Source organism: Flavobacterium sp., from assembly GCF_052437795.1.
Classification (GTDB): Bacteria; Bacteroidota; Bacteroidia; order Flavobacteriales; family Flavobacteriaceae; genus Flavobacterium.
The window spans coordinates 696,526-712,063 of the sequence record NZ_JBQVPA010000001.1 but is presented as its reverse complement, the minus strand read 5'-3'; the positions used below and the strand labels follow the sequence as shown (position 1 = coordinate 712,063).

General features: G+C 44.7%; 16 protein-coding genes. 7 read left to right on the top strand and 9 right to left on the bottom strand.

The genetic code is table 11. From position 1 onward, the window contains the following. Positions 1-18: 18 nt before the first annotated feature. From ACT6R0_RS03355 to ACT6R0_RS03345, 3 genes are read left to right on the top strand one after another with little or no spacing between them, the layout of a single operon-like run. Complete coding sequence (locus ACT6R0_RS03355) at positions 19-1,488, top strand: TonB-dependent receptor (RefSeq protein WP_444651289.1); 1,470 nt, start codon at positions 19-21, stop codon at positions 1,486-1,488. Between the two features lie 51 nt (positions 1,489-1,539). Then, positions 1,540-1,878, top strand: a complete 339-nt coding sequence (locus ACT6R0_RS03350; RefSeq protein WP_444651287.1) for a hypothetical protein — start codon at positions 1,540-1,542, stop codon at positions 1,876-1,878. A gap of 3 nt (positions 1,879-1,881) precedes the next feature. Further along, positions 1,882-2,661 (top strand): 5'-methylthioadenosine/adenosylhomocysteine nucleosidase, encoded by a 780-nt coding sequence (locus tag ACT6R0_RS03345; protein ID WP_444651285.1) that lies wholly within the window; start codon positions 1,882-1,884, stop codon positions 2,659-2,661. On the opposite strand, the gene ACT6R0_RS03340 is transcribed toward ACT6R0_RS03345, so the two are convergent. Next, complete coding sequence (locus ACT6R0_RS03340; RefSeq protein WP_444651283.1) at positions 2,640-3,398, bottom strand: LuxR C-terminal-related transcriptional regulator; 759 nt, start codon at positions 3,396-3,398, stop codon at positions 2,640-2,642. The genes ACT6R0_RS03345 and ACT6R0_RS03340 overlap by 22 nt on opposite strands. A 171-nt stretch (positions 3,399-3,569) precedes the next feature. Continuing rightward, positions 3,570-4,022: a thioredoxin-dependent thiol peroxidase gene (gene bcp / locus ACT6R0_RS03335; RefSeq protein WP_444651281.1), complete on the bottom strand. Its 453-nt coding sequence runs from the start codon at positions 4,020-4,022 to the stop codon at positions 3,570-3,572. Between the two features lie 33 nt (positions 4,023-4,055). Between bcp and ACT6R0_RS03330 the strand changes: the two genes are divergently transcribed. Next, entirely contained in the window at positions 4,056-4,715 is a 660-nt protein-coding gene (locus ACT6R0_RS03330) for an endonuclease III domain-containing protein (RefSeq protein ID WP_444651279.1), read from the top strand. A 490-nt stretch (positions 4,716-5,205) separates the two neighbouring features. Here the strand turns inward: ACT6R0_RS03330 and ACT6R0_RS03325 are convergent, their stop codons facing one another. From ACT6R0_RS03325 to ACT6R0_RS03300, 6 genes are all read right to left on the bottom strand, one after another. Further along, positions 5,206-5,790, bottom strand: a complete 585-nt coding sequence (locus ACT6R0_RS03325) for an RNA polymerase sigma factor (protein WP_444651278.1) — start codon at positions 5,788-5,790, stop codon at positions 5,206-5,208. A gap of 259 nt (positions 5,791-6,049) precedes the next feature. After that, entirely contained in the window at positions 6,050-6,523 is a 474-nt protein-coding gene (locus tag ACT6R0_RS03320; RefSeq protein ID WP_444651276.1) for a DUF1905 domain-containing protein, read from the bottom strand. Further along, the gene (locus tag ACT6R0_RS03315) at positions 6,523-7,413 is read right to left on the bottom strand and encodes a S66 peptidase family protein (protein ID WP_444651274.1); all 891 of its coding nucleotides are present in this window, start codon (positions 7,411-7,413) and stop codon (positions 6,523-6,525) included. Before ACT6R0_RS03315 ends, ACT6R0_RS03320 begins: the two co-directional genes overlap by 1 nt. Next, positions 7,410-7,862 carry a hypothetical protein gene (locus tag ACT6R0_RS03310; protein WP_444651272.1) on the bottom strand — a complete coding sequence of 151 codons (453 nt, stop codon included), beginning with the start codon at positions 7,860-7,862 and terminating at the stop codon, positions 7,410-7,412. Before ACT6R0_RS03310 ends, ACT6R0_RS03315 begins: the two co-directional genes overlap by 4 nt. A gap of 4 nt (positions 7,863-7,866) precedes the next feature. Continuing rightward, positions 7,867-8,391 carry a hypothetical protein gene (locus ACT6R0_RS03305; RefSeq protein WP_444651270.1) on the bottom strand — a complete coding sequence of 175 codons (525 nt, stop codon included), beginning with the start codon at positions 8,389-8,391 and terminating at the stop codon, positions 7,867-7,869. 83 nt (positions 8,392-8,474) lie between these two features. After that, the gene (locus ACT6R0_RS03300) at positions 8,475-9,512 is read right to left on the bottom strand and encodes an AlbA family DNA-binding domain-containing protein (RefSeq protein WP_444651268.1); all 1,038 of its coding nucleotides are present in this window, start codon (positions 9,510-9,512) and stop codon (positions 8,475-8,477) included. Positions 9,513-9,608: 96 nt separating this feature from the next. Here ACT6R0_RS03300 and uvrA point away from each other — a divergent pair, with 96 nt between their 5' ends. Beyond that, on the top strand, positions 9,609-12,398 hold the full coding sequence (gene uvrA / locus ACT6R0_RS03295; RefSeq protein ID WP_444651266.1) for an excinuclease ABC subunit UvrA: 2,790 nt from the start codon (positions 9,609-9,611) through the stop codon (positions 12,396-12,398). 45 nt (positions 12,399-12,443) lie between these two features. On the opposite strand, the gene ACT6R0_RS03290 is transcribed toward uvrA, so the two are convergent. Further along, positions 12,444-13,226 carry a S1 family peptidase gene (locus ACT6R0_RS03290; RefSeq protein ID WP_444651264.1) on the bottom strand — a complete coding sequence of 261 codons (783 nt, stop codon included), beginning with the start codon at positions 13,224-13,226 and terminating at the stop codon, positions 12,444-12,446. 196 nt (positions 13,227-13,422) lie between these two features. On the opposite strand from ACT6R0_RS03290, the gene ACT6R0_RS03285 reads away from it, so the two are divergent. Both ACT6R0_RS03285 and ACT6R0_RS03280 read left to right on the top strand, forming a co-directional pair. Further along, positions 13,423-13,914 (top strand): hypothetical protein, encoded by a 492-nt coding sequence (locus tag ACT6R0_RS03285; protein WP_444651262.1) that lies wholly within the window; start codon positions 13,423-13,425, stop codon positions 13,912-13,914. Positions 13,915-14,070: 156 nt separating this feature from the next. After that, positions 14,071-15,477, top strand: a complete 1,407-nt coding sequence (locus ACT6R0_RS03280; RefSeq protein WP_444651260.1) for a T9SS type A sorting domain-containing protein — start codon at positions 14,071-14,073, stop codon at positions 15,475-15,477. The last annotated feature ends 61 nt before the right edge of the window (positions 15,478-15,538 follow it).

The window sequence follows — 15,538 nt, the reverse complement described above, 5'->3', positions numbered from 1 at the left end:
AACATATCGAACCCCGCTATGAAATTAACAGAATCGGATATTACCCTAAAAGGCGACAGGATCATTGAGCACGTGCCCTCTGTAAAAGATAAGGCATTACGGATCAACCTTAATGAAAACATTTACGGTACATTCTCTGAGATCGGCGCCGGCCAGGAAACCGTTCGCCACTTCTTCAGGTCGGGCGGGTCATCCGGGACCATAGCAAAGGCGATGTCGGCCTACGATAAGGATTTCAGCGATGCGATATATGGTGTTGAGGATGACGGGCGTTATGTTACCGAAAGCCGCCTCAAAAAAATGCTTGGCCACGAGGTTCGCATCATCGAGCAGCGCCTTAGCCGTGACAAACATCCCAATAAATTATTTTTCAGCTATGCCAATACAGTTGCCACCATCGATTTTGCCAAGCAATTCAAGGGGCACGGATGGGTAGGCTTAAAATACCAGGTAGAACCTGATGAAGATTATAACGAGATCATCCTGCACATCCGCTTTAAGGAGACCGACGCGCGCCTGCAGCAGGAAACCCTGGGCATACTGGGTGTAAACCTTATATACGGTGCTTTTTACAAATATAACGAACCAAAAAAACTGCTGCGTTACCTGTACGACCACCTCGACAAGGACCAGCTTGAGATAGATACCATCAACTTCTCGGGGCCCCGCTTTGCCGATGTAGACAACAGGCTCATGAGCCTGCAATTGGTAAAGAACGGCATGACCGACGCGGTGATGTTCGACCCGAGCGGCCACAATGTACTGCCAGCTGCCGTATTGTATAAAAAGAATATTTTGGCATTGCGCGGAAGTTTCCGCCCTGTGACCAAGGTAAACATGGACATGTATGAGAAGTCATACAAAATGTTCCTTGAAGAGAATAAAGTAGATAAAGACAAAGCCCTTGTGGTTTTTGAGATAACGCTCTCCAACCTCAGATCGGAAGGCGAAATTGACGAACGTGACTTCATGGACCGTGCCGAACTGCTTTGCTCCCTGGGGCAAACGGTTATGATATCCAATTTCCAGGAATATTACAAAGTGGTAGAATACTTCTCTGCCTATACCAAAGCCCGTATGGGACTTGCCATGGGCGTGAGCAATCTTGTAGACATATTCGACGAGAAGTACTACCGCCACCTCAGCGGGGGTATATTAGAAGCCTTTGGTAAATTGTTTTACCGTGACCTGAAAGTGTTCCTCTACCCTATGAAGGATGAAGAAGGCAATGTGATCGACTCCGAAAACCTGAAAGTGCACCCACGTATGAAAGAACTCTACAAGTTCTTTAAATTCAACGGCAAGGTGGTCGACATAAGTGACGTGAACCAAGAGCACCTGGACATCTTCTCGCGCGAAGTGCTTAAAATGATAAGCAAAGGAAAAACAGGATGGGAAGCCATGCTGCCTGCAGGTATTGCCGATGTTATCAAGGAAAACCATCTTTTTGGGTACGACCCCAAAAAACTGGTCGCCCAACAGGAGTAAGCAATTTCTGTCAGATATTTACGTTATCTTAGTGAACTAAAACCAATTAAGATGAAAAAGATGTTATTAGCTATTGTTGCGATCGTATCGTTTGGCGCTTATGCCCAGGATCAAAAGCCAGCGGGCGATCCTGTATTTAGTTGTAAAGATGTGATGACGATCGACAACGAATGCAGGGTACTTACCCTGACCGAAGATGCATCGTATAAAGATGCTATCATCGAAATTTCAGGTGCAAGCGAAATAATTTTTGACCAGGCCACTAAAGAACTCATCGCTACCGGCCCATTCGATTTTACCATTGACGGAAGTGTAGAATTGACTTCTTCCGGTGAAGGCTTAAAAAAGCTTAAATATAAAGTTGGTGAGGCTGTTGCGTACATTGAATAACTAATGACCAACCCTACAATAGGCATTATGGGCGCCATGCCCGAGGAGATCGATGGTGTCATATCATTAATGGATAAACCAAAGCGTACCGTCATCGGTATGCGGGCCTACACATCGGGTACGATAAACGGTATTAATACTGTAGTTGTTTTTTCCCGTTGGGGAAAGGTTGCGGCATCGGCTACAGCAGCAACGCTTATCCACATTTTCAATATCACCGAACTAATCTTTACCGGTGTTGCAGGCGCCATAGACTCTACCCTGAAGATAGGTGATGTGGTATTGGCTAAAAGACTTATACAGCACGACCTTGATGCCAGGCCATTGATGGGGCGGTTTGAGATACCGCTATTGGGAATGACCTATCTTGAAGTCCCTGAAGAAACGATCGGTATACTGAAAGAGACCATAGCTCCTCTGTTCACTAATGGAATATTGCAGGAAAGCATCGGGGAAAATGTTTTGGCGGAATTCGGCATCAATACACCCAACCTCCATATTGGCGACATTGCCAGCGGCGACCAGTTCTTCGCCGCTGAAGCCCAAAAAAAACAACTGAACGCGGCGCTGCCAACCGTACTTTGCGTAGAAATGGAAGGCGCGGCAGTGGCACAGGTATGCTACGAGCACAGCATCCCTTTTACGGTTATCCGGACCATATCCGACACCGCCGATGAGAAGTCCCATGTAGATTTTCCGCGCTTCATTTCAAAGGTATCCAGCCAATACTCTCTTCTTATCGTCCAGCATCTGTACAGAGGTCATATCCAACCCTTGTCATAAGCCATACGGATCATTTCTCCTGTAGAACCTGCGTTGGTTTTCCTGAGCATGTTCTTGCGGTGCGAATCGACGGTATGCTTACTTATACTTAATATCCTGCTTACTTCGAGGCTGTTGTGCCCATTGGCGAGTTCCCTGAGCACATCCCTTTCCCTTCCGGTAAGCACAGGGCCGTTTATCCTGAATATATCCTGTACATCTACATCCATATAAGACGGTTCCCCATCGATACCAATGAACGACAGTACCGGCTTAAGGTCTTGCTTTATATGCGAAATGTCGGTCTGCACGACAAAGGTGCGCACATTTTTGGCATCGTGCTGAATGATAATGTATTGGTTGAGTATCCTTATATAATGCCCGTTGGCATGGCGTATGCGGTGGTCATACTGCACCTTATACCTGAAAAGCTGCTCGCCTGATACGGAGGCAAAAAAACGTTCGACCGCAGCTTCAAAATTCAGGAAATAAGGCATATCGGCCGGATGCACGAGATCACTGAACAAGGCCAGGTCAAAACTGCCCGTAGGGTAGCCCAGCACCTGTTCTATTTCGGGGCTCACAAGTTCCAGGCGCGACTGCCGGACATTATTCACCATATAATAGTAATTGCCCACCTGGAAAATATCAAGGAGTTTTTTATGTAGCCTTATATCAAAATTAAGGTCGGTTACATTTTCATCAGTATTTATCCTGGCCCATATTTTCCTAAGCTCAGAATACACGTCTGTAAGCATGGTTCACTTTTTTAGTTGGCATTTACAAAATAGAGGAATTCGGCATTAACTTCATTGCAAAAATAGCTAAGGGGAAAAAGGCGGAACATACCTATAAATGGGTATATTTTATGGATATGTATTCATTGCCTAAAGCTGCGCCAAGTGATGATCAAGTGATCAATAAATAGCTTACTTCAATAGTTGCTCCGCGTGCATTTTGCTCTTTACATCGGTAATTACTTCATCGATGATACCATTTTCATCTATCACAAACGTGGTGCGGTTGATGCCGTCGAACAGCCTCCCCATGAACTTTTTGGGACCCCACACTCCAAAGGCATTGATGACCGACTTGTCGGTATCGGCGATCAGTGGGAATGGCAGGCTGTACTTAGTACGGAAATTGCCCTGCTTCTTTTGGCTATCGGCACTTACGCCAAGGAGCTCATAGTTAAGGGCTTTAAAACGTTCAAAGTTATCACGGAGATTGCAGGCTTCCACGGTGCAGGTAGGCGTGCTGGCGCCGGGGTAAAAGAAAACTACCAGCTTTTTGCCTTGGTAGTCGGATAGTTTATGGGTATTCCCGTCCTGGTCAATACCCGAAAATACGGGCGCCTTGTCTCCTTTTTTTAGTGGTGTCATAAGTGTATATTTGTACTACAAAGCTACTTTAAAATGACCAAATCACAAAAAGCCAGGTTCGTGATCGATACATTAGCAGAAATATATCCGGAGATCCCCATCCCGCTTGACCATAAAGATCCGTATACACTACTGATCGCCGTACTCATGAGCGCGCAAAGTACCGATGTTCGCGTGAACCTGATCACACCGCTGCTTTTCGCAAAGGCCGACAATCCTTATGATATGGTAAAGCTATCGATAGATGAGATACGCGAAATCATTAAACCTGTAGGCCTCTCCCCTGCTAAAGCTAAAGGCATTCACGGACTGTCGCAGATACTCATTGATAAGCACGGGGGCAAGGTACCGCAAAGTTTTGAGGCCCTTGAAGAACTGCCTGCTGTAGGCCATAAAACGGCCAGCGTGGTAATGAGCCAGGCATTTGGCGTACCGGCTTTTCCGGTAGATACCCACATTCACAGGCTGATGTACCGTTGGGGACTGAGTGATGGAAAGAACGTAGTGCAGACCGAAAAGGATGCTAAAAAACTTTTTCCCGAAGACAAGTGGAATGACCTGCACCTACAGATCATTTGGTACGGAAGGCAGTACTCCCCCGCACGCGGCTGGGACCTAAAAAAGGATATCATTACAGCAACTATCGGACGGAAAGAAGTGCTGGAGGAGTATGGAAAAAAGAAGGTGAGATAAACGAGAATCCTGTTGATTCCGTCATTGCGAGGAAGAATGACGAAGCAATCTTTCCACTTCGACAACAGTACCTAAGGAAAGATTGCCGCGCTCCGTAAACTGCGCTAGCAATGACGAACAATACCGCGTCATAAAGTGGCCCCGATCGTAGATCGCGTGAAGGATAGAGGCGGCATCCTGCGCAGTGCAACGGAGCAGATAGAGCCGAGAGCCTGACGCGCAACGCAGTGGAGCGGCACGCCCAAAAAACAAAGCATAAAAAAACCTCCCGTAAATTACTGCGGGAGGTTTTTCGAATTAATTAGCAATATTCTCGTACGTTCCGTTAACTGTCTTAACTATTTTAAGTGCTTTGGAGTAGTTAAGTATAAAGTCGACTGTCTCTTTTTTAGGTAACATTGTTGGAGCTGCTAATTTTTCTTCAGAGTAGATTTTTGCCATATAGATCGTTTATTTTTCTATACAACGCAAAGCAGCTTCATTATATTGCCTAATTGGTCAAAATAATTTTATTTTTATCGATGACCTTCCTTAAGTTCATCAGGGCGTATCGCATCCTGCCAAGTGCGGTGTTGATGCTAACCCCCGTAAGGTCGGCTATTTCCTTAAAAGAAAGGTCCTGGTAGATGCGCATTTGCAGTACTTCCTTTTGGTCATCGGGAAGTTCCTCAATAAGCCTCTGCAGGTCGCTCTCCACTTGTTCGGTAATGATCCTGTTCTCAATGTTCGGGCTGTTATCCGTCATTATAGAGAAAATGGAAAATTCTTCAGTTTCACGATACATCGGCATTTTCTTGTTCCTGCGGAAATGGTCTACGATAAGGTTGTGCGAAATGCGCATTACCCATGGCAGGAACTTACCTTCTTCGTTGTAGGAGTTGGACCTTAGCGTTTTTATCACTTTGATGAAAGTGTCCTGGAAGATATCATCAGAGATGTCCCTGTCGGATACTTTTGAGTAGATAAAACCGTAAATTTTCGATTGGTGCCTGTTGATTAGTATGGCAAGAGCGTTTTCGTCTCCACCAACATAATTACTAACAAGAACAGCGTCTGGGATTGCAACATTAGCCATAGCACTTACTTTTTAGCGTTTTTGATTGATTTTGGTAATCTTGAACTTACGTTCCTAAAAAGTATTTTTCGTGTATAGGCTTGTTAATTTTGAATTAATTATAAGCCAAATATAATATAATAAAATTATAAAAAACAACAGAACATTGAAATTTTAACATATAAAATACAATAAGATCACTAATCATATAGTAAACCCTCCCATATTACTGAACATTTTGAAATACATTAAATTTTTGTAAATATATGATTATTAATACTTAAACTATTTTTTCACGTCTTTGCAGCCTGCCGATCGTTTTAAGTATCCTTTCGTTCACAGTTTCAGGCCTTTTTGCCGAATATATCCAGTTAATGCACATTTTCTGCTCCCAACTGCGGTGTTTGCTGAATGCAGAGAACAGTCCGGGATATTCTTCAAGCCTTGATCTGAAATTTTCAGGTATCTCAAAAACTGAGTTGTCGCGGTACAAAACTACGTGAACGCGATCACCTTCCTCCTTGCCTATTTTCTTTCGTATCTCTGCTTTTACGGCCATTATGAGCGCGCCTTTGCCGTAGGGCATCAGGCTGTAGTTGTTTATCTGGTAGCCATCTATTGTGCCTTTTACTTTTACGATGCCAAATGGGGCATCTTTGTCAGCCTGTATTTCGGGCAATAGAACATAGGTCCACCCGCCTTTTCCGGCAAAGCGCTCGAGGACGTATTGCTTATCGGTCAGCAGCTCATCCATTATAAAAAGTATGTTTTGATGGTTCCTCTTCCTGATATACGGATGTCCCTTCCCATGATCAATGCCCTGTTGTCGGGAACGTGCCCGGCAGGAATATCAAAGATCACAGGGCAGTCGAAGTGCTCCAGCGTGATCTCAAAGTCATTTTTACCCCACGGCAGTGTCGATTCCTTTATATCCACCATTTGCCCTACTATGACCGCCTTAAGCCCTTTGAACTTACCGGCGCGTTTCAGCGACACCAGCATCCGGTCGTAGTGGTATAAGTATTCATCAATATCCTCAATGAAAAGGATCTTGCCGTCCATTTCGATATCGGACTCCGAACCTACTATCGCATACAGCATGGATAAATTGCCACCAACAAGTGTGCCTTCAATAACTTCTCCGGTATATCGGTTTTGCGGATGTGCCGGTATTTCATAATGCAGGCTTTCGCCGAAAAGTGCCGTGCGGATGGTTAGTGTCGATTCGGGAGTGCTTTTCGGATACGCCTGAAGCATCACCGCATGCAGGCTTTCGATCCCGAAATTATGCACATGGCAATGCAGCAGCGTTATGTCGCTGTACCCCACCAGCCACTTAGGGTCCTCCCTGAATTTCGTCCAGTCGATGCCGTCGATGATGCGCAGTGTACCGTAGCCGCCCTTGATAAAAAAGATCGCTTTGATGGTTTCATCGTCCAGCATCTGTTGAAGGTCGGATAACCTTTCGGCATCGGTGCCCGCAAGGAACCCGTATTCGTTGAATGCATTCCGGCCAATTACAGGCTCAACTCCCCATCTTTTCAGGGTGGCTATACCCTGTTCTATTTCGTGGGGCTCGGTGCGCTTGGCAGTGCTGATGATCCCGACTTTATCGTTGGTTTTTAGAAAGGGTGGTGTGGTCATTTCTTTTCTATTATGCTTTTGGAATACACATGATGCATTCGAATATTATCTATAAAGCTTTCGTCAAAACTGCTAACAGTCAGAAACTCATATTCCAAGCTGAATATGTGCTTCAGCCCGTTTTTTCTTAGTATATGCTCTTTAGCATTTTCCGGAAGGTATTCTATCACAAGCGTATCGGCAATGGGCTTTTCAAACTGGTATATGGAAATGTTGTAGATGCTATGCCTGATAATCCGGTTCAACTCTTGAAAATTGGTCTTCACGTCAAATTGAAGGCATCTGATATCTACGTTGTCTAAAACCAGTCCGTTGATATGTATATCGGCCTTTTCCCACCGAAGTGCGGGCTGGGGCATATGTTTGTGTAACAAAAAATAATCGGGGCTATTCCCGATGATGTCAAGTAATTGTTTGTTGGATCCTATTTCAAGAGTAAGGTTGTACATACAATTATTTTACCGGTTCAAACTTCAGTTCTTTTTTGGAAAGCGGCGCAATTTCTACCCTAAACTTTTTGTAATTAAGCAAATCGGGCTGGATTGTGCTTCCGAATATTACCGGCTTAATGCCAAATGGTTCCTTTTCAAAAGTCACCTCAAAGTCGAACATCCCGAAAAGGTCCCTTCGTGCCTGCGCATCCAGTCCTTCTACTTTTTTGACCTGCACTATGCCTACCTTCTTCTCGTTACGCCTGATGTCGAGCCACAATTTATACGGCGCGAAATAAACGAATACGCCCGCGTAAATGATAAATGGCAGCAACACAAAGAATAGCAAAAAAACTTTCAGGGTATAGGGATTAAACTTATCATCGCCAAAAAGGATAGGCAACAAATATACTATTGCCATCGCCCCAAGCATATACAGCGCCACCTTGACAAACCTTCGCATCATGAAGCTGTAGCTGTCTTTGAGCAGCTGGATGTCGTGTGAGGTGAGCGGGGCGGTGGTTATGGATCGGGATTCTTTGTGCATTTTTTACAAATTAATAAGATTCACGAAGAATAGCGAGGAACTTTCCGGGGATGGTGGTGGTGAGGTGCTGCAGGCGGGGGTAATCATACAATATTAATAAGGTTATCAATCAATCTTTGTTTTATACTGCTATATATTCCATCATAAACGTCCTTGTCTGCATAAACAGTTACCTCGTAATCATTTTCTTTAGAATCCCCTAAAAATTTTCGTGCTGTAGATTTAAAAGAACATAAGGTAGGCTTTATTGACAATTCTTGAATTATCTCCTCAATTTTATATATTGAATCTGGGAAAAACATTTTAACTTCGAAAACATCTTTATGGTTTTTTAATTCATTAAAAACCATTCTTGAATCCCAAGTTGAATATTGTCGAAATTGAAAATCAAGATACGTAACTGCAACTGTACTTATTCTAAATTTAACTTCAGAACTATTATCAATTATTCCAGACATAAAACCATAACCTGAAAGTTCATTAAAACAAAATGTCTTAAGATTTTCTAAATCATATTTCTTTGCAAGAGTTAATGATTCTGAAAGACATAATGATAATTTTAATTGAGGTTCTGAAATTTTTTTCATCAGATTATTTACTTCTTCAATTAAATACGTATTTTTTGCTATGGAAGGTATAGAACTAAACCAATTATAGATACTAACACATTCGTGACCATTGGCTTCCGAATTACTCGTGCCTCGTCTTGTGTAATATTTACCTGGCTCTAAACCTTTCAATTTTTTGGTAGGGGTTATAGGAGTTTCATATTTAGATATTGGTATGCTTATAATTCCAAAAATCTTGCCCTGATATTTTATTGTTGAAAACGAAAATTTAGGTATTGGAAAAACTTTATCTTTAACTTTTTCTTGCAAGATAGCCTCATCGACAACATTTTCAATTCCAAATAATGTTTTAATTCCATTCTGTTCTTTGACGCCAAGTATTATATATGCCGTTTCAGTTCTAACTGTATTAGCAAAACAGACAATATCTTTAACAAAATCTATTGTCTTACTTCTATCATTATCATTCGAAAAGTCATAATTTGCTTTCTTAAAATCTAATATTTCAGATTCTGAGCGATCTAATATTTCCTCAAATTTCTCTACCGTCATAAGTTTTTCATTTATCCAAATATAACAATTCTCCTTCTCATTCCCTTAACAAAAATCTCCCCCAAAACCCGTATCTTTACCCATTCAATTTTTGCCATGATAAAGACCGATCTTTCGACATTAGAGCCAAAGAAGAACATACTCATAAAAGGCGCGCAACTGCACAACCTCAAGAACCTGGATGTAGCCATTCCGCGCAACAAGCTGGTGGTGGTTACCGGGCTTTCTGGCTCCGGGAAGTCGAGCCTCGCCTTTGATACGCTTTACGCCGAAGGCCAGCGCCGCTACGTGGAGAGCCTTTCTTCCTATGCGCGCCAGTTCCTCGGCCGCCTCGACAAGCCCAAGGTGGAGTACATAAAGGGCATTGCCCCCGCCATCGCCATTGAGCAGAAGGTCAACACCACAAATGCCCGTTCGACCGTGGGTACCAGTACCGAAATATACGACTACCTTAAGCTGCTTTTTGCCCGCGTGGGGCGCACCTATTCTCCCGTTTCAGGGCGCGAGGTGCGAAAGCATACCGTTACCGACATAACCAACGAAGTTAAGACTTTTGAGCCCGATAGCCGCTGGCTGCTGCTTGCCCCGGTACATACCGAAAAAGGCCGCACCATCGAGGAAAAATTGGGCGTACTCCTGCAACAGGGTTTTGCCCGTGTTTTGGTTGATAACGAGACCCTGCGCCTGGACGAACTTGCCGGCGCCGACCTCGCCAATAAGGAAGTCCTTTTAGTGGTCGACCGTATCGTGGTAAAGGACGAGGAGGAATTTTACAACCGACTTGCCGACGCCGTACAGACCGCTTTTTACGAAGGTAAGGGTGAAGCATACCTGCAGGATGTCACTACAGGCAACCGCCTTGTTTTCAGTAATAATTTTGAGCTTGACGGACTCACATTCCCGGAACCGAACGTACACCTGTTCAGCTTCAACAATCCCTACGGTGCCTGCCCTGCCTGCGAAGGTTACGGCAGCATCATTGGCATCGATGAGGAATTGGTAGTGCCCAATACCGCGCTGTCCATTTACGAGAATGCCATTTTCCCGTGGCGCGGCGAGAGCATGGGCTGGTACCGCGACCAGTTGGTGAATAACGGCCACAAGTTCGATTTTCCTGTACACAAGCCGTATTTCCAGTTATCGGAAAGCGACAGGCAGTTGGTTTGGAACGGCAATAAGTACTTTACCGGGCTCAATGATTTCTTTACTGAACTGGAAGAAAAGAACTACAAGATACAGAACCGCGTGATGCTGTCGCGCTACCGTGGCAAGACCAAATGCCCCGACTGTAAAGGCAAGCGCCTGAGGCCGGAAGCCAATTATATCAAGATAGGCGGTCGTACTATTAGTGACCTCGTAGACCTGCCAATAAAGAACCTCGCTGAGTTTTTCAGCGGGCTGGAACTCAACGAATACGATACCACAGTGGCCAAACGCCTTTTGGTCGAGATCAACAGCCGCCTGAGCTTTTTGCAGGAGGTCGGCCTCAGCTACCTTACGCTGAACCGCCGTTCGAATACGCTATCGGGTGGGGAGTCGCAACGCATTAACCTGGCGACATCGCTGGGCAGCAGCCTGGTAGGGTCGATGTACATCCTTGACGAACCGAGCATCGGCCTCCATCCTAAAGATACCGAACGGCTTATTACCGTACTCGAAGGCCTGCGCAATTTGGGCAATACCGTTATCGTGGTGGAGCACGACGAGGACATCATGAAGGCCGCTGACATGATCATTGACATCGGCCCCGAAGCGGGTTCGCTGGGTGGTGAGCTTGTTGCACAGGGGACGTATGAGGAAATCCTGAGATCCGATTCGCTTACCGCAAAATACCTTAACGGTGACATGGAAATTTCGGTGCCAAAAAAACGCCGCAAGTTCAAGAACCATATTGACGTAGTTGGCGCGCGGGAGAATAACCTGCAAAACATCGACGTGACATTTCCGTTGGACTGCCTTACCGTGATCACGGGGGTTTCTGGGAGCGGCAAGAGTACGCTCGTGAAAAAAATATTATTCCCGGCCCTTCAGAAGAAACTGGAAGGCGTGGGCGAAAAGGCCGGGCAGTTCACCGAATTGCGCGGCAGCTATAGCCATATAAAACATATTGAGTACGTGGACCAGAATCCGATAGGGCGCAGTTCGCGTTCCAATCCGGTGACGTACATCAAGGCGTATGACGATATCCGTGACCTGTTCTCGAAGCAAAAATTATCGCAAAACCGTGGCTACCAGAGCAAGCACTTCTCGTTTAACGTCGACGGTGGGCGCTGCGATACCTGCAAGGGTGAAGGCGAAGTGACTATCGAAATGCAGTTCATGGCCGATGTGCACCTGGAATGCGAAGCCTGCAACGGCAAGCGCTTTAAAAAAGAAGTCCTCGAAATTACCTACGAAGGCAAGAACATCGACGATGTGCTGACCATGACCGTAGACGATGCCGTGGCATTCTTCAGTGAGCACAAGCAGTCGAAGATCATGACCAAGCTCCAGCCGCTGCAGGATGTCGGACTGGGGTATGTGCAGCTGGGGCAGTCCTCCTCTACCCTTTCGGGCGGTGAGGCACAGCGTATCAAGCTGGCATCGTTCCTCGTAAAAGGCGCGACAAAGGATAAGGTGCTTTTCGTTTTCGACGAACCTACCACAGGGCTGCATTTCCACGATATCCGCAAGCTGCTGGCCTCCTTTGAAGCGTTGCTCGACAAAGGGCATTCCATCATCGTGATCGAGCACAATCTCGACCTCATCAAGTGCGCCGACTATATCATCGACATTGGCCCCGAAGGCGGTGAGAACGGCGGGCATTTAGTGGCGTTCGGCACACCGGAGGAGGTTGCGAAGAATAGTAAAAGTGTTACGGGGGAGTATTTGAGGGGGAAGTTGTAAACTGCGGCTTTGCTCCCGATAGTTAGCGGGGGTTCTTATATAACTCTAAATGTGCTTGAGAATTTCATCTAATTGAAAAGCATAAGCAATCCCTACATTTGAAGAGCGTTCGAGTTCATTACCAAAAGCGTCCATTTGTCTTTGAATTATTTTAAAAGTTTCTAATGTATCAATACCTCCCAAGTTCATACTAACTGTTTTTTGAGCTTGCTCAATTTGTTTGATATTATTAGAATAGCTCTGTTTAAGTTCTTTGTATTTTTCTGAAAAACCAGTATTTTTTAGAGTTATGATTCCTATTACCTTTCCCGTTTCTTTTTCCAATAACGGACCACCAGAATTACCTCTATTTACACTTGCATCAAGTTGAATATACCTTACGTTATTTCTTACATTAGTGTAACATGCAGATATAATTGCATTATGGATTGATAAAAAGTTTGAACTTAAAGGGTATCCAAGAAAGCAACAATCACCGCCAATTTCAAAATCACTATCTGTTGATAATTCTAGACAATCAATTTCCTCAAAATAATTGTCTTTTAGAAGTGCGAAATCCCAAGAATCTTGTGGCATGCCATATTCTAAAGTTGAAATGAATTCCTCTTTAGAATATTGCTTTTCAATTTTAATTGTTTTTCCATCATCATCTTTAAATTGAATCAAAATCGCATGCGATTGTAAAGGATTGTAAACATGATTATTAGTAATAATATAATTTTTAATTTTAAACCCCGTTCCAACTGAAATGACCTTATTATTAATGTCACGATGTATTATTTGGCAAACTGAATTTCTAGCATGTGTCCACACTTCCTTTGTCGTCATCCGTAAAGAATTTAATTATGCAATAATACGTAAAAGAATTGGCTATGAATAAGAAGTCAACCTTTCAAACAATCAAAATTGTGATATAAGTATTTCCTCTACTAGTGCCAGCGTCCCGCTAGCGCTATGTCAAGCTCATAGGCAACTATAAACCAATCCGTACAGCACGAGCTGGAAGCTCGCGTCGTCAATCAATATGAAAAAACTCATCCTCCTCTCCCTAATATTCCTCTCCTGCAACCATATCACCCCTGGCTCCACCATACCCGATAAAGAAATAAAACGAATCGAAGAAATTGGCCTGCTGGATAAAGGCGAAACCATTATCCGGTTCTATTCGGAGTCAGATGACGAAGCGGGAAATTTTTTTACGGAAAAGCGGCTGGCAAGCTATTGGCTCGATAAGCATGACCCCGCAAGGAGCAAAGCTTCCTTTGCTTATTACGCCGACATCAAAGCCATCGATACCTTTTACAATCCCGGCCTGACGTACTGCCCTTACCTGAAAGTCACCAAAAAGGATGGCACAACATTCAAGGTCTGTGCAGATGGTGAAAAGGCAGATGTAAAAGCGTTTTTTGAGGAAGCGATGACGAGGTGGAAAGCCGGGATGTTGAAACATAAGTCAAAAGATTTCAGTCTGGCGCGATCTCCAAGTTGTTTTGGCTTAAAAGCACGATATCAATAAAACATTCGTTTTTTTCGTAAATTACAATCTGATTACCAATCAAATTTATAATATCTACAGCATAAAAAAATTACTCCCGCAATTTTTTAAATTCTCCATACTACCTATCACACATTTTCTTACATTCGCCATTATAACCAACTATTCACAATCACCATGAAAAAAATTACGATAGCGGCGTTGCTGCTATTCACTTCCCTCTCTTTCGGGCAGGCACTCGTTGAGGACACTACGTTCAACATGGGCACCGGATTTACCAACTGGAGTGGCTTCGGCAGCGTTACCGTTAACAAGGCCACATTACAGCCTGATGGGAAAATACTCGTTGCAGGCCAGTACATCAACTACAACGGCAATGCCGTAAACTGCATCGTAAGGCTTAACAGCAACGGAACGCTCGACAACACTTTTACGCCCGGCACAGGGACGAACGCCGGCATTTGGGGCTGCAAAGTGCTATCTGACGGAAAGATCCTGATACATGGCGGATTTACCGCTTACAACGGCGTGGCTTCCAACAGGATCGTTCGCCTTAATGCCAACGGGACGAAAGATACTTCGTTCGCCATCGGCACAGGCCCAAGCGATTATGTGGAAACCGCAGTAGTACAGCCCGACGGTAAAATGATATTGGGCGGGCGTTTTACCAGCTACAACGGTACGGCGGTCAACAGGATCTGCAGGATCAACGCGAACGGCACGCTTGATAATACGTTTACAGTAGGTGTGGGCGCTAACGAACGCATACGCGAGGTAGCATTGCAGCCCGATGGCAAGATCATCGTAGTAGGCGATTTTACGGAATATAGTGGTGTGACCGTAGGCCGCATCGTTCGCCTTAACGCCAATGGAAGCGTGGACACCACCTTTAACAGCGGCGGCTCGGGTGCACTGTCTAAAATATGGACGGTTAAGCTGCAGCCGGATAACAAGATCCTGATCGGGGGAGAGTTCCAGGCCTACAATGGCACGGCGGCCAAAAGGATCGCACGCCTTAACACTAACGGCTTGCTTGAGAATGCGGCCTTCAACACAGCCAACGCGGCGAACAGCACTGTAATGACCATCTTTGTGGAGAATAACGGGCAAATTATAATTGGCGGTTCATTCAATGCGTATGGTAATGTAGGACGCAGCAATTTCGCGAGGATCAATGCCGATGCTACACTTGACACCAGCTTTACCATAGGCACCGGCTTTGACAACTGGGTGAATTCGATAGAAAGGCAAACGGATGGCAAGTTGCTTTTGGGCGGTAACTTTACCACTTTTGACGGCAATGCCAAAAACCGCATTATACGTTTTACCTCAGGTACCATGGGTAATGAGCAGTTCGATATCGCATCTATTGCTGTGTACCCCAATCCTGCCACCGACAACCTGTCCGTAAGCAATATCGAAGCCATTGGCGACTACACGATCACCGACCTCAACGGAAGGATAGTTGAACAGAATACCGCTAAAGGCAACAGCATTGGTGTAAGCAGCCTGCGAAGCGGGATATACTTATTAAGCTTCACTAAGGATGGCCGTGCGGTAACGCAGAAATTCATACGTAACTAAGAAAAATATCTTTAGAAAGCCTGTCAGGAATGACGGGCTTTTTTATGCAATATAATTACCT